Source organism: Kitasatospora sp. NPDC042419 (assembly GCF_056437345.1).
Map to the genome: position 1 here is coordinate 72,403 of NZ_JBWKAW010000034.1, position 21,777 is coordinate 94,179.

The window sequence follows — 21,777 nt, forward strand, 5'->3', positions numbered from 1 at the left end:
ACTGATGCGCGGCGCCACTCATCGGATGGATGCGCGGGCAGACCGACGGCCCGACACGGAGAGGCCGGAGTGGTCAGACTACCGGAGTCTCCGGCCAGGCCCAACTTCGCTCCCGAACGCTACCTGCCGCCGAGCTCCCGGAGGCGGGTCATGTCGATCATGCTGGTGTCGAAGAAGCTGGTCTCGTCCAGGCCGGGCTGCGCCTGCTGCGGGAGGGCCGGCGGGTTGGCCGGCGGCTGCGGGTAGCCGGGCACGGCCTCGGGCTGGGGGTTGCCCCAGGCGTCGTACTGCTGCGCGGCGTACCCCTGCTGCTGGGGCGGGTAGCCGTAGCCGCCCTGCTGGCCCTCCGGGTACCCCGGCTGCTGCTGCGGCTGCTGGCCGTAGCCGTACTGGCCCCCGTACGGGTCGCCGCCCTGCCCGGCCGCCGGGTCGAAGCCGCCGCCGTACACCTCGGCGTACTGGCCGCCGCCCTGCTGCGCGGCCGCGTACTGGTCGACGCCGGGCGCCTGCCAGCCCGCCGCGGCCGGGGTCTGCTCCGGCCAGGTCTGCTGCTGCGGCACGTCCTCGCGGTACCACGCGATGTCGTTGCCGTCGGGGTCCCCGGCGAAGCCGGCGGCGACCGCCTCGGCCCGCTCCTTGGCCTGCTGCGCCTGGTCGGCGGCGGCCAGGTAGGCGCCCAGCTCGTCGATCGACTTCTTGCCGAGCAGCTTGTCGCGCCCCTTGCCGACCGCCTCCAGGGTCGCGCTGAGCACGTTCTCCAGGGTGGCGAGCTTCACATCGACGTACTCGTCGACCTCGGGGCTCGGGCTGATCCGCTGCGGCCGGAACTCCTCGCCGTCGGTCTCGCCCTCGTAGTCGTTCTCGAAGACGCTCGCGTCGCCGCGCAGCTTGGTCCGGCCGCGGCCGACGGCCCCGAGCGTCTTGGTGAGCACGACCTCGAAGTTGGCCAGCTTGCTGTCCACGTAGTCGTCGGCCTCACCGCGCTTGGTGTCGACCTCGGCGCGGGCCTCGGCGAGGATCCGGTCGGCCTCGGCCTGGGCCCGGCGGACCACCTCGGTGTCGGAGATCAGCGAGCCCCGCTCGGCGTGCGCACCCTGGATGATCCGCTCCGCCTCGGCCTGGGCGTCCGCGACCACCGACTCGTGGTCGGCCATCACCGACTGGGCCTGGGCCAGCTCGGCGGGCAGCGCGGTCTTGAGGTCCTGGAGCAGGCCGACCAGCTCGGCCCGGTTCACCACGCAGGAGGCCGACATGGGCATCGAGCGGGCGTTCTCGACGGCCGCCACGATCTCGTCGACCTTGTTCTGCACGTCCACGGGGCTTCGTCTTTCCGTGTGCCGCCGACGGTCCGGCGGAGGCAGCGCCCGGCGCGGTGCACCTCACCGCAGGGCAGGAATACAGACTGTACGGCCACGGCGGTGCGAGGTCACAACGCCCGGACCGGGCCGACCACCCACCCGACCGACATACCGTGACGAACCGGCAGAAACGGACCTCCGGTCATCACCGGGAAAGCTACTGCTGGGCGCTCCGCTCGGCGATCCGCTCGACCAGGCGGCGGTGCGCCGTCTCGGGCAGCAGGTGCGAGACGTCGCCTCCGTACGAGGCGACCTCCTTGACCAGCGTCGAGGAGAGGAAGCTGTACGTCGGCGAGGTCGGCACGAAGAGCGTCTCGACGCCGGTCAGCCCGTGGTTCATCTGGGCCATCTGCAGCTCGTAGTCGAAGTCGCTGACGGCGCGCAGGCCCTTGATGATCGCCGGGATGTCCCGCTCGCGGCAGAAGTCCACCAGCAGCCCGAGGTGCGACTCGACCACGACGTTCCCGTACTGGGCGGTGGTCTCCTCGATCAGCGCGATCCGCTCCTCGATGCTGAACATGCCCTGCTTGTTGCGGTTGATCAGCACCGCGACGTGCACCACGTCGTACAGCTTCGAGGCCCGCTCGATGATGTCGAGGTGGCCGTTGGTGATCGGGTCGAACGATCCGGGGCAGACGGCGCGGCGCATGGCGTATGTGCTCCCTCATGGGGTGACGAGACGGCTGCGGGCCTCGGCCCGCTACGGGTGGTGGCGGGTCTCGGCGGCGGCGCGACCGTACCAGAGCGTGCCCTCGCCGTACCTGCGCGAGCGCAGCACCTCGAAGCCCTCCGGCCAGCCGAACTCGCCGCCCCGGGTGCTGCGCTCCACGGTGACGAGTGCGTCCGCCGCGAGCCAGCCCCCAGCCGACAGTGTGATCAGCATCTCGCGCACCTCGTCGTCGGTGACGACGTACGGCGGATCGAGGAAGACCAGGTCGTACGGGGCCTCCGGAGCCGGCCCGGCGATCACCTTCTCCGCCTTGGCGGCCTTCACCAGCGCGCCCGGCAGGCCGACCGTCCGGACGTTCTCCCGGATCACCCGGGCCGCCTGGGCGTCCGCCTCCACCAGCAGCACGTGCTCGGCACCGCGCGACAGCGCCTCGAGTCCGACCGCGCCCGACCCGCCGAACAGGTCCAGCATGCGGGCGTCCTGCAGGGTGCCGCGCAGCGCCTCCAGGGTGGAGAACATCGCCTCGCGGGCCTTGTCGGAGGTCGGGCGGGTGCCCCGGCCGGGCGGTACGGCCAGTCGGCGGCCGCCGGCCGCCCCGGCGATCACGCGGGTCATGGTGGTGGGAGGTCCTTTCGTCGCTGCCCGACCACGCTATACGGGAGTGGCCCCGCCGGTCCGACCGGCGGGGCCACTCAGCTCTTTCAGGCGCTGTGGTCCTTCGGACGCTCTGCCGGCCTCCGGCGCGCTCGCGGGTCGAGCACCGGCAGGTGCCGGTCGCACGGGGCGGGCGCCGTGCGGTCGTTCCCCGGCTACTCCCCCGCCGCCTGGGCCGGGACGGCCGCGCCGAGCAGCGTCGGCGAGGCGTAGCGGGACCAGGAGAGGCAGCCGTCGGGCGGGCAGTACTCGGGGCGGCGCGGGTCGTGCCCGAGCTCGCGCAGCTTGGTGCGGACGGAGTCGGGCGTGCGGCCGAAGCGGGCGGCGATCCGGGCGACGGTCTCGCTCTCGTGGAACCGCCGGACCAGCTCCTCCTCGTGCTGCGGCACCCAGGGGGCGCCGTGGCCGGGGTAGAGCTCGCGCAGCACGTCGCGGTCGGGGATGGGCTCGGAGACGTCGGCGACGATCGCCAGGGCCCGGAGCGCCCGGTTGAGCGCGATCCGCAGCGAGGCGACGTCCTCGACCGGCAGCCGCAGCTTGCCGGAGGCGAGCGGCGCGGCCGCCTCCCCCTCGCGCCAGCCGGTGAGGGTGAGGGTGACCTCGCGGTCGTCGTCGCTGGCGAGTTCGATCCGGAAGACCTTGTCGCCCAGCGGGAGCTCGTTGAGATGACGGAATGCCATGGCAAAACCCCCAAGTGTCGCGCCAGGAACGCACCTTGGGGGTGCGTCCTGAACACCTTCATTCTCTCCCGGGGGTCTGACAATCGGGCCCGGCCGAGGGGCTGCGGACGGCTGCGGCCCCCGTGCGGCCGACCGCGCTCAGCCCTTCTCCAGGTACTCCGCGCGGTCCTCGTCGAGCAGGCTCGCCAGCGCGGTGCGCAGCTCCGGGTGGGCGGCCAGCTCCGGGTCCTCGGCGACCAGCCGGGTGGCCTCGGTGCGGGCGGTCACGATGACCTCCTCGTCCTCCAGCACCGAGAGCACCTTGAGCGAGGACTTCACCCCGGACTGCGCCTGGCCCAGGACGTCGCCCTCGCGGCGCTGTTCGAGGTCGATCCGGGACAGCTGGAAGCCGTCCAGCGTGCCGGCCACCGCCTCCAGCCGGGCGCGGGCGGGGCTTCCCGCGGGCATGTCGCTGACCAGCAGGCAGAGTCCGGCGGCGGAGCCGCGCCCGACCCGGCCGCGGAGCTGGTGGAGCTGGGAGACGCCGAACCGGTCCGCGTCCATGATCACCATCACGGTGGAGTTCGGGACGTTGACGCCGACCTCGATCACCGTGGTGGCGACCAGCACGTCCACCTCGCCGGCCGTGAACCGGCGCATCACCTCGTCCTTGGCCTCGGGTGCCAGGCGGCCGTGCAGGATCTCCACCCGCAGCCCGGACAGCGGGCCCCCGGCCAGCTTCGCGGCGGTCTCGACGACGGAGAGCGGGGGCCGCCGTTCGTCGCTCGCCGCGCCCTCGTCCGGTGCGTCGTCGGTGAGGTCCTCCAGGTCGTCCGCGGCCCGGCGCCGCTTCTTCGCGGCCTTCGCCCCCGCCTTGGGGTCGGCGGGCTCCTCGTCCCCGATCCGGGGGCAGACCACGTACGCCTGGTGGCCCTTGGTCACCTCCTCGCGGACCCGCTCCCAGGCGCGCGCCAGGAAGTTGGGCTTCTCGACGGCCGGGACGACGTGGGTGGAGATGGGCGAGCGGCCGGCCGGCAGCTGGTCCAGCACCGAGGTCTCCAAGTCCCCGAACACGGTCATCGCGACGGTGCGCGGGATCGGGGTGGCCGTCATCACCAGCAGGTGCGGCGGCTGGTCGCCCTTGGCGCGCAGCGCGTCCCGCTGTTCGACGCCGAAGCGGTGCTGCTCGTCGACCACGACCAGGCCGAGGTCCTGGAACTGCACCTTGTCCTCGATCAGCGCGTGGGTGCCGATCGCGATGCCGGCGTCCCCGCAGGCCATGTCGAGCAGCGCCTGGCGGCGGGCCGGGACGCCCATCGAGCCGGTGAGCAGCACCACCCGGGTGCCGAGGTCGGAGCCGCCGAGCAGGCCGCCCTCGGCCAGGTCGCCCATCATCTCGACGATCGAACGGTGGTGCTGCTGGGCCAGCACCTCGGTGGGCGCGAGCAGCACCGCCTGCCCGCCGGCGTCCACCACGGCGAGCATGGCGCGCAGTGCCACCAGGGTCTTCCCGGAGCCGACCTCGCCCTGGAGCAGGCGGTGCATCGGGTGCTCGTCCGCCAGGTCGGCGGCGATCTCCGCGGAGACCTTCTGCTGGCCCTCGGTGAGGGTGAACGGCAGCCGGGCGTCGAAGGCGTCGAGGAGGCCGCCCTCGCGGGCCCGGCGCGGCTTGGCGGGCAGCGCGGAGTCGGCGGCGCGGCGCTGGGCGAGGGCGACCTGGAGGACGAAGGCCTCGTCCCAGCGGAGCCGGTCCTGGGCGCGCTCGCGGTCGGCGTGGTTGCGCGGGCGGTGGATCAGTTCGAGCGCCTCGGGCAGCGGGATCAGGCCGTGCCGCTCGCGGAGTTCGGCGGGGAGCGGCTCGCCGACGTCGGACAGGTGCTTGGTGAGCGCCGTCTCGACGCAGAGCGACAGCTTCCAGCTGGGCATCTGGGAGCTGGCGCCGTACACGGGGATGAGCCGGCCGGCGAACTGCTGGGCGGCGCCGGCGTCGGCGTCCTCGTCGAGCAGCTGGTAGTCCGGCGAGACCAGCTGGCGGGTGCGGTTGAAGACGCCCACCTTGCCCGCGAACAGGCCCTGGGCGCCGCCCTTCAGCTCCTTCTGCCGCCAGCCCTGGTTGAAGAAGACCAGCGAGAGCCTGCTGCGGCCGTCGGTGACGACCACCTCCAGGCGGTCGCCCTTGCGGCCGCGGAACGGGATCAGGGTGACCTTCTCGATCCGGGCCAGCACGGTGACGTGCTCGTCGATCTCCAGCTCGTCCAGGCTGGTGAGCTGGCCGCGTTCGACGTAGCGGCGCGGATAGTGGTGCAGCAGGTCGCCGACCGTGCGCAGCTTGAGGCTGTCGGCGAGCACCTTGGCGGTCCGGTCGCCGACGAGCTTGGTCAGTGGTTCATCGAGAGCGCCCATCAGGGCTTGTTTACACCACGGGACCGACAGTCGGGGCGTCGACCGGCCCGCGCCCGGGCCGCTCCGGCCCGGCCCTCACTCCACGCCGATGAGCAGCGGCGCCGACTCCTGGCCGCCGTGGAAGACCACCGCGTCCACCTCGGGCCGCCGGTGCCGGGCGTGCGCGACCAGGTGGTCGGCCAGTCCCCCGGGTGCGCCCTCGCCGAGGATCAGGGTGACCAGTTCGCCGCCGGCGCCGAGCATCCGGTCGAGCACGCTGGTGCCGACCTCGGCCAGCCCGGTGCCGATCACCGCGACGTCCCCGTCGATCAGCCCGAGCACGTCGCCGGCCTGGCAGACCCCGGCCATGGTCCAGGACTCCCCCTCGGCGACCGCCAGTTCGGCGTACCGGGTGGCGCCGGCCGCCGAGGTCATGGCGACCACGTCCTCGTCGAAGCGGCGGGCGGACTCGTGCACGGCGAGCGCGGCCAGCCCCTGGACCGGTGAGCGGGTGGGCAGGACGGCGATCCGGACGCCCTCCTCGCGCAGCTGGTCGGCGGCGGCGCCGGCGGCGGCCCGCAGCTCCGGGTCGTTGAGCAGCAGCACGACCTCGCGGGCGGCGGCCCGGCGGACGGCGGCGGTGAGTTCGGCGCTGGCCGGGGGGCGGCCGGGTTCGGCGTGCAGGACGACCGCGCCGGCCTGCTCGCAGAGTTCGGCCAGGCCCGCGCCGGAGACCACCGAGAGCACCGCGCGGGTGCGCCGCTCCGCCTCGCCGCGGTCGGCGGCGGTGCCGGCCCGGGCGGCGGCCTCGGCGAAGTGGGTGATCCGGATCTGGTGCGGCCGCCCGACCTCGACCCCGGCCTCGACGGCGGCGCCCGCGTCGTCCACGTGGACGTGCACGTTCCAGAGCCCGTCGCCGCCGCCGACCACGAGCGAGTCGCCGAGTCCGGCCAGCCGTTCGCGCAGTGCGGGCAGCGCCTCGTCGGGGGCGTCCAGCAGGTAGATGACCTCGAACGCGGGGTGGCCGGGTCCGGGCGGACGGACGTGTCCGGAGCAGCTCTCCACCACGTGGAGGTCGCCGCGCAGCGCGACCGGGCCCATCGGCTGGTGTCCGGCCACCGCGTCGGCGAGCGCGCCGAGGACGGCGACCAGGCCGCGGCCGCCGGCGTCCACCACGCCGTTCTCGGCGAGCACGGCGAGCTGTTCGGGGGTGTGCCGTAGCGCTTCCCGGGCGGCCCGGTAGGCGGTGTCGGCGACCTGTCCGAGCCCCGCGCCGGCCCGGCCCGCCTCCCGGGCGGCGACCCTGGCGACGGTGAGCAGGGTGCCCTCGACCGGCTCGGCGACGGCCTGGTAGGCGGAGTCGGCGGCCCGCTGGAGGGCGGCCCGCAACTGGTCGGCGCCGCCGCCCTCGGCCAGCGTCTCGGCGGTTCCGCGCAGCCACTGGGCGAGGATCACCCCGGAGTTGCCGCGGGCGCCGACCAGCGCGCCGCGGGCCATCGCCCGGGCGGTCTCGGCGAGCCCCGGCGCCGGACCGGGTCCGGGGGCGGCGAACCGGCTCTCCACCTCGGCGGCGGCCGACTCCACGGTCAGGTACAGGTTGGTGCCGGTGTCCCCGTCCGGGACGGGGTAGACGTTGAGTGCGTCGATCTCCTCGCGGGCCTGGCCGAGCGCGCGCAGGGCCAGCTGGCACCAGCTGCGCACGGCCGGGGCGTCGAGCGTGTGCAGCACCAGGTCTCCTCCGGATGGGACGCCGTGATGGCCTGAGGGTGAACGGCGAGGGGTGGTACCGGCAGGTTATCGGGGGCCGGGAGGCGCTGCCGGAAGCAGCGGGCAGAGCGATCACTCGGCCGGTCATGGTAGTTTCGTTGAACGGGAGCAAGCGTTGTATGCTCTTCCGGTTGCCTGGAACAGGTTCAGGCTCACCCTTCGGCCCGGTCCGGTTCACGCGAGTGCTCCGCTGGTCCAGCGGGGTTTTCGAACGTAAATGATCTGAAGTCTTGGAGTGACTCCTGTGGCTGCCAACTGCGACGTCTGCGGCAAGGGGCCGGGCTTCGGCAACAGCATCTCCCACTCTCACCGCCGTACCCCCCGTCGTTGGAACCCCAACATCCAGACGGTGCGCGCTGTGATTGGGCGGACGCCGAAGCGGCTCAACGTCTGCACCTCGTGCATCAAGGCCGGTAAGGTCTCGCGCTGACGCGCAGACCGGTACGCCGGTCCTCCAGCAAGCCGGTTCATCCTCGGATGGGCCGGCTTTCTGTCTGTCCGGCGACACCGCCGACCTTTCCGCCGGAGGGCGGGCCCCCGCGGGCCCGCCCTCCGGTCTTTCCCGGCTCCGCTCAGCGCCAGCGCCAGGCGTGGTCGACCGGGCCGATCCCTGAGCCGAGCGCGAAGCCGTGGGCGATCGCGCCGGTGATGTACTCCTTCGCGGAGGCGACCGCCTCCGGCAGCGGCTCGCCCTTGGCCAGGCCCGAGGCGATCGCGCTGGCCAGCGTGCAGCCCGTGCCGTGGGTGTGCCGGTTGTCGTAGCGCGGCGCCCGGTACCAGTGCTCCTCCCCCGCGCCGCCGTACAGCAGGTCGGCCGCCTCGCCCTCCAGGTGGCCGCCCTTGACCAGCACCCAGCGCGGCCCGAGGTCCAGCAGCGCCTTGGCGGCGTCCACCATCTGCGCCTCGTTCTCCACGGTGCGGCCGGTGAGCTGCGTCACCTCGTGCAGGTTGGGCGTGGCGAGGGTGGCGACCGGCAGCAGCCTCTCGCGGACGGTCGCGACGGCCTCGGCGGCGAGCAGCGCGTCGCCGTGCTTGGAGACGCCGACCGGGTCGACCACGACGGGGGCGTCGACGCCCGCCAGCAGGTCGGAGACGGTCTCCACCAGTTCGATGGAGGCGAGCATGCCGGTCTTCACGGCCTGGACGCCGATGTCGTCCACCACGCTGCGGAACTGGGCCCGGACGGCCTCGGCGGGCAGTTCCCAGTAGCCCTGGACGCCGAGCGAGTTCTGCGCGGTGACGGCGGTGATCACGCTCATGCCGTGGACGCCGAGGGCGAGCATCGCCTTGAGGTCGGCCTGGATGCCGGCGCCGCCGCCGGAGTCTGAGCCGGCCACGGTGAGCACGCGCGGGGGTGCGGTGGCGGGGGTGGGGGCGGAGGACGGGAGGGACATGCCCCCAACCTACCGGCGCCGGTTCAGAGCACCGCCTCCGACTCCGCCCAGCGGTCCTCCGGCACGGTCTTGAGCCGGGTGACGGCCTCGGCGACCGGCACCAGCCGGATGTCGCTGCGGCGCAGCGCGGTGAAGTGGCCGAACGCGCCCTGGTGGACGGCCTCCACCGCGTGCCAGCCGAAGCGGGTGGCGAGCACCCGGTCCCGCGCGGTCGGGGTGCCGCCGCGCTGGGTGTGGCCGAGGATGACCGGGCGGGCCTCCTTGCCGAGCAGGTTCTCCAGCTCGTTGGCGAGCCGGTTGCCGATCCCGCCGAAGGTGCGGTGCCCGAACCGGTCGACCTCGCCGTGGTCGAAGCGCATGGTGCCGGGCATCGGTGCGGCGCCCTCGGCGACGGCGATGATGGCGAACTTCTTGCCGCGGGCGAAGCGGTCCTCGACCATCCGGGCCACGCCCTCGATGTCGAACGGCTTCTCCGGGATCAGGATGCCGTGCGCACCGCCCGCCATGCCGGCGGTGAGGGTGATCCAGCCGGTGTGACGGCCCATCAACTCGACGACCATGACGCGCTGGTGGGACTCGGCGGTGGTCTTCAGCCGGTCGATCGCCTCGGTGGCGACGTGCACCGCGGTGTCGAAGCCGAAGGTGACGTCGGTGGCGTCGATGTCGTTGTCGATGGTCTTCGGCACGCCGACCACGGGGAGTCCGGCGTCGCTGAACATCTTGGCGGCGGTGAGGGTGCCCTCGCCGCCGATCGCGATCAGCGCGTCGATGCCGATGTCGCGGGCGAGGGTCTTGGCGTTCTCCACCGCCCAGGCGATCCGGTCGCGCTGGACCCGGGCCGAGCCGAGGATGGTGCCGCCGAGGGTCAGCAGGCCGGTGACGTCGTCGTGCGAGACCGGGCGGGTGCGGCCCTCGATCAGGCCGAGGAAGCCGTCCTCGATGCCGATGATCTCGTCACCGTGCACATCGGTGCCCCGGTGCACCACGGAGCGGATCACCGCGTTCAGGCCGGGGCAGTCGCCGCCGCTGGTCAGGACACCGATACGCATGGTGGTGTGCTCTCCCGCTCCGAAGTGGTTCAGACCACAGTGGTTCAGACCACCCATGCCGACGGCGGGCGGTCCGGATGCGGCAAGCCTACGCGCTCACCCCGCCCGGAGGCGGTTCGCCGGACGCATCCGGAGCGTCGCGCGCCCCCGGGTGCGCCCCGCCGGCACACCCGACGGAGCGTCAACCGGCGGGCGCCGCACAGCGGTCGGCCGGGGCGGCCTCCCCCGGCCTCCCCCGGCCGCGCCCGCCGTCACTCCGAGAAGTGGTCCCAGCCGCCGACCCGGTCCCAGGCCTCGCCGTCCACCGTCACCCGGCCGCCGCGCGCCGCCCTCGCACGGCCCACGACCTCGCCCACCACCCGCCAGCGGGCGGGCAGTTGGACCCCGCGCGGGAAGGTCGCCACGATCGCGTGGTCCTCGCCGCCGGAGAGCACCCAGACCAGCGGGTCCACGCCGACCGCCTGCCCGATGTCCGCCATCTGGGCCGGGACGTCGAAGTCGGCGGCCCGCAGGTCGATGTCCACCGCGCTGGCCTTGGCGACGTGGCCGAGGTCGGCGACCAGCCCGTCGCTCACGTCGATCATCGAGGTGGCGCCCAACTCCGCGCCGGCCGGGCCCGCGTGGTACGGCGGCTCCGGGCGGCGGTGCGCCTCGACGAAGGCCCGCGGGGAGCGGAAGCCGCGCTGCAGCACGGTCAGCCCGGCCGCCGACCAGCCCAGCCAGCCGGTGACCGCCACCACGTCACCCACCTGGGCCCCGGCGCGCGTCACCGGCGCGCGCCCCTGCAGATCCCCGAGCGCCGTGATGGCCAGCGTGATGGTGTCCCCGCGCACCACGTCGCCGCCGACCACCGTCGCCCCGGCCACCTGGCACTCGTCGCGCAGCCCGTCCATCAGCTCGGTCGCCCAGGTGGTGGGCAGGTCCGCGGGCGCGACCAGGCCCAGGAGTATCGCGGTCGGCACCGCGCCCATCGCGGCCACGTCGGCGAGGTTCTGCGCGGCGGCCTTGCGGCCCACGTCGTAGGCGGTCGACCAGTCCCGGCGGAAGTGCCGGTTCTCGATCAGCACGTCCGTGGTGGCCACCACCCGGCCGTCCGGGGCCTTCACCACCGCGGCGTCGTCACCCGGGCCGAGGTCGACCGCGTCGGTGAGCGGTACGCGGGCGGTCAGCTCCCTGATGAGTCCGAACTCGCCCAGCTCGCCCACGGTCCCCTGCATCTGCCGTCCTCTCGGTCTCCGTCACGTGCGCACCTGCGTCGTACGTCCAAGTCGCTTCCGCGCGCAGCGTACGCCCTCCGACGGCGCACAGGTCTCCCCTCCCCGCCCCGCTGCGCGGTAGCGTGGTGATCAGACTGCCGGTGAGCCCGTTCCCACCCCCCGACACCCGACCGGGCGATCACGGCGGCGATCCCCGTACCCAGCCGCCGGGAGGTCCCCGTGGTACAGGCCTACATCCTGATTCAGACCGAGGTCGGCAAGGCCAGCTCCGTGGCCGAGTCGATCTCCAAGATCCCCGGAGTCCTCCAGGCCGAGGACGTGACCGGCCCCTACGACGTGATCGTCCGGGCCGAGGCCGACACCGTCGACGACCTCGGCCGCCTCGTCGTGGCGAAGGTCCAGCAGATCGAGGGAATCACCCGCACCCTGACCTGTCCGGTGGTCCACCTGTAAGACCCGCATACCATCGGCGGGTGACCCGAGAACTCCGTGTCCCCCGCTTCCTCGCGGCACTGCCGGCCCCGGTCCGTTGGCTGGCGGTGCCGCTCGCGCTGACCTGCACCGTGGTGGTGCTGATCGGCAGCTGGAGCGCGCCCGAGAAGATCGAGGCCCCCCAGCCGTCCGCCAGGGCGGCCGGGTACTGCCGGGCGCTGGCCGCGGCGCTCCCCCAGGAGCTGCTCGGGCACCCGCGCAAGGACCCGAAGCCCGCCTCCCCGTACGTCGCCGCCTGGGGCGCCTCGCCGCGCATCGTCCTGCGCTGCGGCGTGCCGCACCCGGAGGCGCTGGTCGACGAGAAGCAGGCGGAGATCGCGCCGACGTTCAACGGCGTCACCTGGTGGCCGGAGCCGCTGAAGGACGGCGGCTACCGGCTCACCGTCACCCAGCGCGCGGCCTTCGTCGAGCTGACCGTCCCCGCCGGGGCCACCCCCAACCCGCTGGAAGCCGGCGCGGCCCTCTCCGACACGGTGGCGGCCACCATCCCCTAGGGCGTGTGCGCGGAAACGGCGGGCCGGAACGTTCCGGCCCGCCGTTTCCGCGTCGTCCGCGGGATTACCGCAGGCCGGTCGAGCGGCGCAGCGCCGCCTGCAGCAGCCGGTCGATCAGCTCCGGGTAGGACAGCCCGCTGGCCTCCCACATCTTGGGGTAGGCCGAGATCGGGGTGAAGCCGGGCATCGTGTTGATCTCGTTGACCATCCAGCTGCCGTCGTCCAGCAGGAAGAAGTCCACCCGGGCCAGGCCCTCGCAGCCGAGCGCCTCGAACGCGGCGACCGCCTGGCGGCGGATCTCGGCGGTCTCCCCGGCCGAGAGCTCGGCCGGGATCCGCACCTCGGAGGAGTCGATGTACTTGGCCTCGAAGTCGTAGAACTCGTAGTCGCCGCCGACCAGGACCTCGGCCGGGACGCTGGCCCGCGGGCCGTCCTCGAACTCCAGCACCGCGCACTCGACCTCGCGGCCGGAGACGCCCGCCTCGATGATCAGCTTGGGGTCGTGCCGGCGGGCCTCCTCGATCGCGCGGTCGAGCTCGGAGAGGTCCTTGACCTTGGTGATGCCCATGCTGGAACCGGCCCGGCAGGGCTTCACGAACAGCGGCAGGCCCAGCTCGGCGGCGCGCTCGCGGACCGCGGCGCGGCCCTCCTCGGTCTCCCACTCGCGCGGCCTGACCACGGTGTACCGACCGACGCCCAGACCGTGCGAGGCCAGCAGGCGCTTGGTGAACTCCTTGTCCATGCCGACCGCGCTGGAGAGCACGCCGTTGCCGACGTACGGCACGCCGGAGAGCTCCAGCAGGCCCTGCAGGGTGCCGTCCTCGCCCCAGGGGCCGTGCAGCAGCGGGAAGACCACGTCCACCTCGCCGAGCGCCTTCGGGGCGGCACCGGGCTCGCTCCAGACCACGTCACGGCTGCCCGGGCCGAGCGGCAGCGCGACCTGGCCCTCGACGGACTCGGCGACGTGGGCGACGTCCGGCAGGCGGCCGTCGGTGATGGCCATCCGGGCCGGCTCGTCGCTGACCAGCGCCCAGCGGCCCTCGTGGGTGATGCCGATCGGCAGCACCTCGTACTTGTCGCGGTCGATCGCCCTCAGCACGCTGCCCGCGGTGGAGACCGAGATGGCGTGCTCGGAGCTGCGTCCGCCGAAGACGATGGCGACACGCGGCTTCCCGGACGGGTTCTGGGAGGTCTGTTCGATGCTCATATCGCGACCGAGAGTACCGTGTGCCCCGTTTCGGGCGGGTCAGCCACCCGGGCGTCCGTCCGACCCGGGCAGCCGTTCGCCCGGGCGTCCGCCCGACCGGGACGCCGTCCGACCGGAGGAGCCGGCTCAGCCCCGGGGGCCGTTCACCGCCGCTCCGGCTTGGCCGAGCGGGACATCAGCGCCTGCAGCGCCTCCTGGGTGGGCCGGCCGTTGTGCACCACGTCCACCACCGCCTCCACGATCGGCATGTCGACGCCGCTGCGCCGGGCCAGGTCGAGCACCGACTCGCAGGACTTCACGCCCTCCGCGGTCTGCCGGGTGGCCGCGATGGTCTCCGCGAGCGACATGCCCCGGCCCAGGTTGGTGCCGAAGGTGTTGTTGCGGGAGAGCGGCGAGGAGCAGGTCGCCACCAGGTCGCCCATCCCGGCGAGCCCGGCGAAGGTGTGCGCGTCCGCGCCGAGCGCCAGCCCCAGCCGGGTGGTCTCGGCCAGCCCCCGGGTGATCAGCGTCGCCTTGGTGTTGTCCCCGAGCCCCATGCCGTTGGCCATGCCGACCGCCAGGCCGATGACGTTCTTCACCGCGCCGCCGAGCTCGCAGCCGATCACGTCGGTGTTGGTGTACGGCCGGAAGTACGGCGTGTGGCAGGCCGCCTGGAGCCGCTTGGCGACCGCCTCGTCGGTGCAGGCGACGACGCTCGCGGCGGGCTGCCGGTTGGCGATCTCCCGGGCCAGGTTGGGGCCGCTGACCACGGCGATCCGCTCCGGGCCGACCCCGGCGACCTCTCCGATGACCTCGCTCATCCGCTTGGCGGTGCCGAGCTCGATGCCCTTCATCAGGCTGACCAGGACGGTCTGCGGCTCCAGCAGCGGCGCCCAGGCCGCGAGGTTCTCGCGGAGCGTCTGGGAGGGCACCACGAGCACCGCGAAGTCGGCGCCGGCCAGCGCCTCGGCGGCGTCGGTGGTGGCCCGGACCGAGGCGGGCAGCCGGATCCCGGGGAGGTAGTCCGGGTTGACGTGGGTGGCGTTGACGGCGTCCGCCAACTCCTGCCGGCGGCCCCAGAGGGTCACCTCGCACCCGGCGTCCGCGAGGATCATCGCGAACGCGGTTCCCCAGGAGCCCGTTCCGAACACGGCGCATCGGGTCACTTGCCGGCCTCCTCGGCCTCGTCGCCGGCCCGGCCGGCCGCCTTCTGCCGGCGGGCCGCCGCCGCGGTGGCCCGGTTCCGCGCCGCCTCCCGCATGTCGTACCGCTCGGCGGGCGGCTCGGTGCCGCGGATCTCGGCCAGCACGGCGGTGATCGCCGTCATGATGTCCTCGGTGGCGTCCCTGAGCACCTGCGCGGTCAGCTCCTGGCCCTGGTACTTGCTCAGGTCGACGGCCGGCCCGGCCGCCACCGTCACCCGGTGGCGCGGGAAGAGGTTGAACTTGCCCTTCCCGGAGCCGCCCTTGCCGTACGGCGGGATGATCTCGTGCGCGCCCCAGTGCGCCACCGGGATGACCGGCGCGCCGGTCATCAGCGCGACCCGGGCCACCCCGCTCTTGCCGGTCATCGGCCAGAGGTCCGGGTCCCGGGTGAGCGTGCCCTCCGGGTAGAACTGCACGCACTGGCCGCTGTTGACCGCGTCGATCGCGGCCCGGAACGCCTGCGCGGCGTCGGTCGACTCGCGGAAGACCGGGATCTGGCCGGTCTTGCGGAGCATGAACCCGATGAACGGCACGGAGAACAGCGACGACTTGCCGAGGATCCGCGGCGGCCGTCCGCTGTTGTACTGCCAGTGCGCGTAGACCACCGGGTCGATGACCGAGTTGTGGTTGACCGCGGCGATGAAGCCGCCCTCCTTCGGGAGGTGCTCCCAGCCCCGCCAGTCGGGCTTGACCAGGGCGGTCGTCACCGGCTTCACCAGCACGGCCGCGAAGCGGTACCAGATGCCGTAGTCGGCGTTGCCGAAGCTGGCGTACGAGCGGCGGGCCACCCCAGGTCCTCCTCATCCGTGCGGCACGTGGGGTGCCGCGTCAGTCACGTTGCCGCGACCCCGGTTCGGGGCCCGGGCGCGGAACAGTCTCGCCCGACCGCTCACCGGCTGTCGAGCAACCCGCCAGCACGTCGGGCGGGCGTGATCAAACGCACGTCCGCACAGTTCGGACGGCCTGGCGAGGGTTCCGGGACCGGCGTCACAATGACGCCGATGACCCAGGACACCGTACGCCCCACCGGGCCCGTCGCGCCCGCCGCACCCACCGCCGGCTGGTCGCTGGTGCTGCCGCTCAAGCCGCTCGCCCGGGCCAAGTCCCGGCTGGCGCCGTTCGCCGGCCCGCACCGCCCGGACCTGGCGCTCTCCTTCGCCCTGGACACCGTCACCGCCGCGCTGGCCGCCCCCGAGGTCAGCCGGGTCCTGGTGGTGACCCGGGACGCGGCGGCCGGCGAGCTGCTCGCCGCGCTCGGCGCCCGGGTGGTCGACGACGAACCGGGGGGCGGACTCAACGAGGCACTGGCGCACGGCGCGGCGGCCGCGCTGGCGCTCGCCCCGCGCGCCCCGCTGGCCGCGCTCTCGGCGGACCTGCCGGCCCTGCGCCCGGCCGAGCTGGGCCGGGTGCTGGCCGCCGTCCCGGCCACCGGCCGCGCCTTCCTTCCCGACGCCCCGGGCCTGGGCACCACCCTGCTCGCCTGCACCCCGGGCAGCCCGCTCGCCCCCGCCTTCGGGGACGGCTCGCGGGCCCGGCACACCGCCGGCGGCGCCCGCGAACTGCGGTTGTCGGGCGTGGACTCGGTCCGTCGGGACGTCGACACCGGCGAGGACCTCACCGAGGCGCTGGCCCTCGGCGTGGGCCCGCACACCCGGGCCCTGGCGGTCCGGCTCGGGTACCTGCCGGACCGGCCGCCCGGGCGGCACTGAGCCGCGTCGCGGACGCCGCCCGGGACTGTCGGCGGTGCTCGCTATGCTGCTGCCATGCAGGCCACCGCGTTCACCTTCGACCCCGCCACCCGGGCCGGCTCCGTGCTGCTCGACGACGGGACCCCGGTGCCGTTCGACGCGGCCGCCTTCGACGCCGGCGGCCTGCGGCTGCTCCGCCCCGGCCAGCGGGTGCGGATCCGCACCGAGGGCGCCGGCACGGCCCGCCGGGTGGTCTTCGTGACGCTGCAGACCTTCCCGGACCCGGCCGAGGGCTGACCGCGCCCGCAGCGCGCCACCGGACGCCGGAAAACCGGAGAGCCGTGGCGCCGGCCCCGCCCGGGAACCCGGACGGGATGCTGCGCCACGGCTCTCGAAGGCCGTCCCGAGGACTACTTCGCGGTGGTCTTGCGCGCGGTGGTCTTACGGGTGGCGGTCTTCTTCGCCGGAGCCGTCTTCTTGGCGGTCGCGGTCGTCTTCTTGGCGGCGGTCGCCGTGGTCTTCTTCGCGGCGGCGGTGGTGGCCGTCTTCTTGGCGGCGGCCGCCGTCTTCTTGGTCGCGGTCGCGGTGGTCTTCTTCGCGGCGGCGGTGGTGGTGGCCTTCTTGGTGGCGGTCGCCTTCTTGGCGGCGGTCGCCGTGGTCTTCTTCGCGGCGGCGGTGGTGGCCGTCTTCTTGGCGGCGGCCTTCTTCGCCGGAGCGGCGGCAGCGGCGGCCGTGGCGGCGCGCTTGGTGGCGGCGCGCTTGGCGGCCGGGGTCGCGGCGACACCGCTCTTGCCCGGGGTGAGGGAGCCCTTGGGCGCCTTCTTCACCGAGGGGCCTTCCTTCGGCAGCTTCTTGCTGCCGCTGACCAGGTCCTTGAAGCCCTGACCGGGACGGAAGCGGGGCACCGAGGTCTTCTTGACCTTGACCTTCTCGCCGGTCTGCGGGTTGCGGGCGAAGCGCGCGGAGCGCTCCACCTTCTCAAAGGTGCCAAAACCGGTGACCGACACCCGGTCACCGGCCACGACGGCGCGGACCATGGTGTCGAGCACTGCGTCGACGGCCTCTGCGGCAGCCTTGCGACCGCCCAGCTGCTCGGCCACCGCTTCGACAAGCTGAGCCTTGTTCACGTCTTCCCCTTCGGAAACGGGCGCCGGATGATTCCATCCGTTCATTTCGCACGTTAGGTATGTATCTGCGGACTTTCAATTACCAAACGCGCGAATCACCCTAGTGTCGCAATGGATTTGCGCGTCGGCGACCTCAGTCGACGGGCGGGCGCCCCTCGTCGAGGTCCTGCACAAAGCGACTCAACCGCCGCGCCGCCCCGGGAAGATCGCGCTTGGCGGTCTCCGTGACGATCAGCAGTTGACGGGTGAGAGCGGTCTTTGCATCGGCAGACACGTTCAGCGCATGCACGCGGTCGTGAGCTTGCTTCAACCGCTCGGCCACAAGCGCGAAGAGCGCTGCGGCTTCCGGGTCGTCCGGCCCCTCAGCAGGTGAGGTGGCGACGTCCGGCCGATCGTCAATTCGGCGTTCGGATCCCCGGCCCGTGGACTCCGGTGACGCGGGTTCGCCGCCCGCGTACGGAGGTTCATGGTGCCGGTGCATGCACTGATTGTGCCATCTACCCGGAGTTGTGCATGCGCGGGGCCCTCTGCGGCAATACCGAAAGGGCAATCGGGGGGCGGCGGGGCCGGACAACTCCCGCTCCGGAACGGCGGATGGCCCGCCCCCCCGAGGGGGGAGCGGGCCATCCGGCGGATCGTCAGAATGCTTGTTCAGAACGGGATCTCAGGCCACCGGCAGAGTGCGCGGCTTGAAGGCCGGGCGGGTCGCCTCGAAGGCCGCGATGTCGGGCTCGTTCTGCAGGGTGATGCTGATGTCGTCCAACCCGTTCAGCAGCCGCCACCGAACGTTGTCGTCCAGTTCGAAGGAGGCGGTGATGCCCTCGGCCCGCACCTCGCGGGCCTCCAGGTCCACGGTGATCTCGGCGTCCGGGTCGGCCTCGGTGAGCTCCCAGAGCCGCTCCACGGTCTCCTGCGGCAGCACCACGGTGAGCAGGCCGTTCTTCAGCGAGTTGCCGCGGAAGATGTCGGCGAAGCGGGACGAGACGACCGCGTGGAACCCGTAGTTCTGCAGGGCCCAGACGGCGTGCTCGCGGGAGGAGCCGGTGCCGAACTCGGGGCCGGCCACCAGGACGGTGGCGCCCCGGCGCTCGGGCCGGTTCAGGACGAACGACTCGTCCTTGCGCCAGGCCTCGAACAGACCGTCCTCGAAACCGGAACGGGTGACCTTCTTGAGCCAGTGGGCGGGGATGATCTGGTCGGTGTCGACGTTGCTGCGGCGCAGCGGGACGGCCCGGCCGGTGTGGGTGGTGAACTTCTCCATGCTGCTCAGACCTCCACAGCGGCGTTGGGGTCCGCCAGGTCGGCGGCGTTCAGATCGGCGGGGGCCGCCAGCCGGCCCAGGACGGCGGTCGCGGCGGCGACCTGCGGGGAGACCAGGTGGGTGCGGCCGCCCTTGCCCTGACGGCCCTCGAAGTTGCGGTTCGAGGTGGAGGCGCAGCGCTCGCCGGGGGCCAGCTGGTCGGGGTTCATGCCCAGGCACATCGAGCAGCCCGCGTGGCGCCACTCGGCGCCGGCGGCGGTGAACACCTTGTCCAGGCCCTCTTCGACGGCCTGCAGGGCGACCCGCACGGAGCCGGGGACGACCAGCATGCGCACGCCCTCGGCGACCCGCCGGCCCTCCAGGATCGCGGCCGCGGCCCGCAGGTCCTCGATCCGGCCGTTGGTGCAGGAGCCGACGAAGACCGCGTCGACCGCGACCTCGCGCAGCGGGGTGCCGGCCTCCAGGCCCATGTAGGCGAGGGCGTTCTCGGCGGCGGTCCGCTCCTGCGGGTCGGCGAAGGACTCCGGGTGCGGGACGTTCGCGCCGAGCGGGGCGCCCTGGCCGGGGTTGGTGCCCCAGGTGACGAAGGGGGTCAGCTCGGCGGCGTCGATGAAGATCTCGTGGTCGAAGACCGCGTCCTCGTCGGTGACCAGGGTCTTCCAGTAGGCGACGGCCGCGTCCCAGTCCTCGCCCTCCGGGGCGTGCGGGCGTCCTTCGAGGTAGTCGAAGGTGGTCTGGTCCGGGGCGATCATGCCGGCCCGGGCGCCAGCCTCGATGGACATGTTGCAGATGGTCATCCGGGCCTCCATGGAGAGGCTGCGGATCGCCGAGCCGCGGTACTCCAGGACATAGCCCTGGCCGCCGCCGGTGCCGATCTTCGTGATGATCGCCAGGATCAGGTCCTTGGCGGTCACCCCCTCGGGCAGTTCGCCCTCGACGGTGATGGCCATGGTCCGGAACGGGGCCAGCGGCAGGGTCTGGGTGGCCAGCACGTGCTCGACCTGGCTGGTGCCGATGCCGAACGCCAGCGCGCCGAAGGCGCCGTGGGTGGAGGTGTGGGAATCGCCACAGACCACGGTCGTGCCGGGCTGGGTCAGGCCCAGCTGGGGGCCGACGACGTGGACGACGCCCTGCTCGACGTCGCCGAGCGAGTGGATCCGGACGCCGAACTCGGCGGCGTTGCGGCGCAGCGTCTCCAGCTGGACCCGGGAGACCGGGTCCGCGATCGGCTTGTCGATGTCGAGGGTCGGGGTGTTGTGGTCCTCGGTCGCGATCGTGAGGTCGGTGCGACGGACCGTGCGTCCGGCCAGCCGGAGGCCGTCGAAGGCCTGCGGGCTGGTCACCTCGTGCAGCAGGTGCAGGTCGATGAAGAGCAGGTCGGGCTCGCCCTCCGCGCGCCGGACGACGTGGTCGTCCCAGACCTTCTCTGCGAGTGTCCGTCCCATCGGGTTCCCTCCAGCCGGCCGCGTTGCCGGCCTTCTCGTGTCGTCGAGGTCGAAGCTGTCGCCGCCCTGTGAGGCTCACGCCGCGCGACCTGCACACCGGATCGGTGTCCACGATGCGGACACCCTGTTGGGGTCGCATCCTGGATGTCTCCCGGGCTGCTGCATCCAGAGTGGCGCTTTTCGCGGAAGATTGAACTTGCGTCTCGCGGAATGAGACTGCAGTCTTAGGTCATGGACAACTCTAGCGGCGTCGGCGTTCTCGACAAGGCCGCTCTGGTGCTCAGCGCACTGGAGTCGGGCCCCGCCACGTTGGCGGGGCTGGTCGCCGCCACCGGTCTGGCGCGCCCCACGGCCCACAGACTCGCCGTCGCACTCGAACACCACCGCCTGGTCACCAGGGACATGCAGGGCCGCTTCATCCTCGGCCCCCGGCTGTCCGAACTCTCCGCCGCGGCGGGCGAGGACCGGCTGCTCGCCACCGCGGGCCCGGTCCTGACCCACCTGCGCGACGTCACCGGCGAGAGCGCACAGCTCTACCGCCGGCAGGGCGAGATGCGGATCTGCGTCGCCGCCGCCGAGCGGCTCTCCGGCCTGCGGGACACCGTCCCGGTCGGCAGCACCCTGCCGATGAAGGCCGGCTCGGCCGCCCAGGTCCTGCTGGCCTGGGAGGAGCCCGAGCGGCTCCACCGCGGCCTCCAGGGCGCCCGCTTCACCGCCACCGCGCTGAGCGGCGTGCGCCGCCGCGGCTGGGCCCAGTCGATCGGCGAGCGGGAGCCGGGCGTGGCCTCGGTCTCCGCACCGGTCCGCGGCCCCTCCAACCGCGTGGTGGCCGCCGTCTCGGTCTCCGGCCCGATCGAGCGGCTGACCCGCCACCCGGGCCGGCTGCACGCCCAGGCCATCATCGAGGCGGCCAACCGTCTCACCGAGGCCCTGCGCCGCAGCTGAGCTCCCCCGCCGAATCCCCCACCCACCCCCACACCCGCCCCCACCGCAGCAGAATCCCCCACGAATCCGGAAGGGCCCGCTCACCAGGTGAGCGGGCCCTTCGGGGTTCTCGGCGCGGCAATTCCCGCACGGCCGGCAGGCATTTCCGCACGGCCGCCGGAAATGCGAAAAGCCCCGGCGGGAACCGGGGCCGTACTTTCTGGCTGGGGTACCAGGACTCGAACCTAGACTAAATGAACCAGAATCACTCGTGCTGCCAATTACACCATACCCCAACAAAGCAATCAGCCGATGGGTAAGCCCATCGGCCCTCCTGCTCTGGTACCCCCGACCGGATTCGAACCGGCGCTACTGCCGTGAGAGGGCAGCGTGCTAGGCCGCTACACAACGGGGGCTTCCTGGCGATCCCTTGCGGGACCAGTACCCCCGACCGGATTCGAACCGGCGCTACTGCCGTGAGAGGGCAGCGTGCTAGGCCGCTACACAACGGGGGCTTTCCAGGTGATCCCTTGCGGGACCAGTACCCCCGACCGGATTCGAACCGGCGCTACTGCCGTGAGAGGGCAGCGTGCTAGGCCGCTACACAACGGGGGCTTGATCTTTTTTTGTGCGGTACTGCGGTGGTGCGTACTGCGCTGGGGTACCAGGACTCGAACCTAGACTAAATGAACCAGAATCACTCGTGCTGCCAATTACACCATACCCCACCAGAGTTGGACCCTCGCGGGGCCTTCTCGGGCGTTGCGCCCCTCGCTCGGTTCCGACGGGGTTTCACTCCCTCGTC

22 protein-coding genes and 5 tRNA genes are annotated in these 21,777 nt (G+C 73.0%); 6 read left to right on the forward strand and 21 right to left on the reverse strand.

Going from position 1 to position 21,777, the window contains the following annotated elements:
* Positions 1-119: 119 nt before the first annotated feature.
* From AC067J_RS38050 to AC067J_RS38075, 6 genes are all read right to left on the reverse strand, one after another.
* Positions 120-1,316 carry an ATP synthase F0 subunit B gene (locus tag AC067J_RS38050; protein WP_478307263.1) on the reverse strand — a complete coding sequence of 399 codons (1,197 nt, stop codon included), beginning with the start codon at positions 1,314-1,316 and terminating at the stop codon, positions 120-122.
* 199 nt (positions 1,317-1,515) lie between these two features.
* Positions 1,516-2,007, reverse strand: coding sequence for a pantetheine-phosphate adenylyltransferase (gene coaD, locus AC067J_RS38055; protein WP_478307265.1), 492 nt, complete (start codon positions 2,005-2,007; stop codon positions 1,516-1,518).
* Between the two features lie 51 nt (positions 2,008-2,058).
* Positions 2,059-2,643, reverse strand: coding sequence for a 16S rRNA (guanine(966)-N(2))-methyltransferase RsmD (rsmD, locus tag AC067J_RS38060; RefSeq protein WP_478307267.1), 585 nt, complete (start codon positions 2,641-2,643; stop codon positions 2,059-2,061).
* Between the two features lie 194 nt (positions 2,644-2,837).
* The gene (locus tag AC067J_RS38065; RefSeq protein ID WP_478307269.1) at positions 2,838-3,362 is read right to left on the reverse strand and encodes a hypothetical protein; all 525 of its coding nucleotides are present in this window, start codon (positions 3,360-3,362) and stop codon (positions 2,838-2,840) included.
* A gap of 138 nt (positions 3,363-3,500) precedes the next feature.
* Positions 3,501-5,744, reverse strand: a complete 2,244-nt coding sequence (recG, locus tag AC067J_RS38070) for an ATP-dependent DNA helicase RecG (RefSeq protein ID WP_478307271.1) — start codon at positions 5,742-5,744, stop codon at positions 3,501-3,503.
* Positions 5,745-5,819: 75 nt separating this feature from the next.
* Entirely contained in the window at positions 5,820-7,451 is a 1,632-nt protein-coding gene (locus AC067J_RS38075; RefSeq protein ID WP_478307273.1) for a DAK2 domain-containing protein, read from the reverse strand.
* A gap of 283 nt (positions 7,452-7,734) precedes the next feature.
* Here AC067J_RS38075 and rpmB point away from each other — a divergent pair, with 283 nt between their 5' ends.
* Positions 7,735-7,920 carry a 50S ribosomal protein L28 gene (gene rpmB, locus AC067J_RS38080; RefSeq protein ID WP_014138233.1) on the forward strand — a complete coding sequence of 62 codons (186 nt, stop codon included), beginning with the start codon at positions 7,735-7,737 and terminating at the stop codon, positions 7,918-7,920.
* 142 nt (positions 7,921-8,062) lie between these two features.
* Here the strand turns inward: rpmB and thiD are convergent, their stop codons facing one another.
* From thiD to AC067J_RS38095, 3 genes are all read right to left on the reverse strand, one after another.
* The gene (gene thiD / locus AC067J_RS38085) at positions 8,063-8,884 is read right to left on the reverse strand and encodes a bifunctional hydroxymethylpyrimidine kinase/phosphomethylpyrimidine kinase (protein WP_478307274.1); all 822 of its coding nucleotides are present in this window, start codon (positions 8,882-8,884) and stop codon (positions 8,063-8,065) included.
* Positions 8,885-8,907: 23 nt separating this feature from the next.
* Positions 8,908-9,933 (reverse strand): 6-phosphofructokinase, encoded by a 1,026-nt coding sequence (locus AC067J_RS38090; protein ID WP_478307276.1) that lies wholly within the window; start codon positions 9,931-9,933, stop codon positions 8,908-8,910.
* 251 nt (positions 9,934-10,184) lie between these two features.
* Complete coding sequence (locus tag AC067J_RS38095; RefSeq protein WP_327680977.1) at positions 10,185-11,150, reverse strand: thiamine-phosphate kinase; 966 nt, start codon at positions 11,148-11,150, stop codon at positions 10,185-10,187.
* 219 nt (positions 11,151-11,369) lie between these two features.
* On the opposite strand from AC067J_RS38095, the gene AC067J_RS38100 reads away from it, so the two are divergent.
* On the forward strand, positions 11,370-11,603 hold the full coding sequence (locus AC067J_RS38100; RefSeq protein WP_478307278.1) for an Lrp/AsnC family transcriptional regulator: 234 nt from the start codon (positions 11,370-11,372) through the stop codon (positions 11,601-11,603).
* A gap of 20 nt (positions 11,604-11,623) precedes the next feature.
* Complete coding sequence (locus AC067J_RS38105) at positions 11,624-12,136, forward strand: DUF3515 domain-containing protein (protein WP_478307279.1); 513 nt, start codon at positions 11,624-11,626, stop codon at positions 12,134-12,136.
* Between the two features lie 64 nt (positions 12,137-12,200).
* On the opposite strand, the gene AC067J_RS38110 is transcribed toward AC067J_RS38105, so the two are convergent.
* The 3 genes from AC067J_RS38110 to AC067J_RS38120 form a co-directional block, all read right to left on the reverse strand.
* Entirely contained in the window at positions 12,201-13,343 is a 1,143-nt protein-coding gene (locus tag AC067J_RS38110; protein WP_478307281.1) for a D-alanine--D-alanine ligase family protein, read from the reverse strand.
* 143 nt (positions 13,344-13,486) lie between these two features.
* Complete coding sequence (locus tag AC067J_RS38115; protein WP_478307282.1) at positions 13,487-14,488, reverse strand: NAD(P)H-dependent glycerol-3-phosphate dehydrogenase; 1,002 nt, start codon at positions 14,486-14,488, stop codon at positions 13,487-13,489.
* A complete protein-coding gene (locus AC067J_RS38120; RefSeq protein ID WP_478307284.1) occupies positions 14,485-15,315 on the reverse strand; it encodes a lysophospholipid acyltransferase family protein in 831 nt (276 codons plus the stop codon). The genes AC067J_RS38115 and AC067J_RS38120 overlap by 4 nt, the downstream gene beginning before the upstream one ends.
* A 213-nt stretch (positions 15,316-15,528) precedes the next feature.
* Here AC067J_RS38120 and cofC point away from each other — a divergent pair, with 213 nt between their 5' ends.
* Positions 15,529-16,236: a 2-phospho-L-lactate guanylyltransferase gene (cofC, locus tag AC067J_RS38125; RefSeq protein WP_478307286.1), complete on the forward strand. Its 708-nt coding sequence runs from the start codon at positions 15,529-15,531 to the stop codon at positions 16,234-16,236.
* 54 nt (positions 16,237-16,290) lie between these two features.
* On the forward strand, positions 16,291-16,512 hold the full coding sequence (locus tag AC067J_RS38130; protein ID WP_478307288.1) for a hypothetical protein: 222 nt from the start codon (positions 16,291-16,293) through the stop codon (positions 16,510-16,512).
* Positions 16,513-16,625: 113 nt separating this feature from the next.
* On the opposite strand, the gene AC067J_RS38135 is transcribed toward AC067J_RS38130, so the two are convergent.
* The 4 genes from AC067J_RS38135 to leuC form a co-directional block, all read right to left on the reverse strand.
* Positions 16,626-17,342 (reverse strand): HU family DNA-binding protein, encoded by a 717-nt coding sequence (locus AC067J_RS38135; protein WP_478307289.1) that lies wholly within the window; start codon positions 17,340-17,342, stop codon positions 16,626-16,628.
* A gap of 133 nt (positions 17,343-17,475) precedes the next feature.
* Positions 17,476-17,742 carry an SCO5555 family protein gene (locus AC067J_RS38140; protein ID WP_478307313.1) on the reverse strand — a complete coding sequence of 89 codons (267 nt, stop codon included), beginning with the start codon at positions 17,740-17,742 and terminating at the stop codon, positions 17,476-17,478.
* Positions 17,743-18,006: 264 nt separating this feature from the next.
* On the reverse strand, positions 18,007-18,603 hold the full coding sequence (leuD, locus tag AC067J_RS38145) for a 3-isopropylmalate dehydratase small subunit (protein ID WP_478307291.1): 597 nt from the start codon (positions 18,601-18,603) through the stop codon (positions 18,007-18,009).
* Positions 18,604-18,608: 5 nt separating this feature from the next.
* Positions 18,609-20,048, reverse strand: coding sequence for a 3-isopropylmalate dehydratase large subunit (gene leuC, locus AC067J_RS38150; protein WP_478307293.1), 1,440 nt, complete (start codon positions 20,046-20,048; stop codon positions 18,609-18,611).
* Positions 20,049-20,279: 231 nt separating this feature from the next.
* Between leuC and AC067J_RS38155 the strand changes: the two genes are divergently transcribed.
* A complete protein-coding gene (locus AC067J_RS38155) occupies positions 20,280-20,993 on the forward strand; it encodes an IclR family transcriptional regulator (RefSeq protein ID WP_030306825.1) in 714 nt (237 codons plus the stop codon).
* Between the two features lie 200 nt (positions 20,994-21,193).
* On the opposite strand, the gene AC067J_RS38160 is transcribed toward AC067J_RS38155, so the two are convergent.
* The 5 genes from AC067J_RS38160 to AC067J_RS38180 all read right to left on the reverse strand — a co-directional run bounded on the left by AC067J_RS38160 (position 21,194) and on the right by AC067J_RS38180 (position 21,700).
* Positions 21,194-21,268, reverse strand: a tRNA-Gln gene (locus AC067J_RS38160).
* Positions 21,269-21,312: 44 nt separating this feature from the next.
* Positions 21,313-21,388: transfer RNA gene (locus AC067J_RS38165), tRNA-Glu, on the reverse strand.
* Between the two features lie 26 nt (positions 21,389-21,414).
* Positions 21,415-21,487, reverse strand: a tRNA-Glu gene (locus AC067J_RS38170).
* A 27-nt stretch (positions 21,488-21,514) separates the two neighbouring features.
* Positions 21,515-21,587: transfer RNA gene (locus AC067J_RS38175), tRNA-Glu, on the reverse strand.
* A gap of 41 nt (positions 21,588-21,628) precedes the next feature.
* Positions 21,629-21,700, reverse strand: a tRNA-Gln gene (locus AC067J_RS38180).
* Positions 21,701-21,777 lie beyond the last annotated feature (77 nt).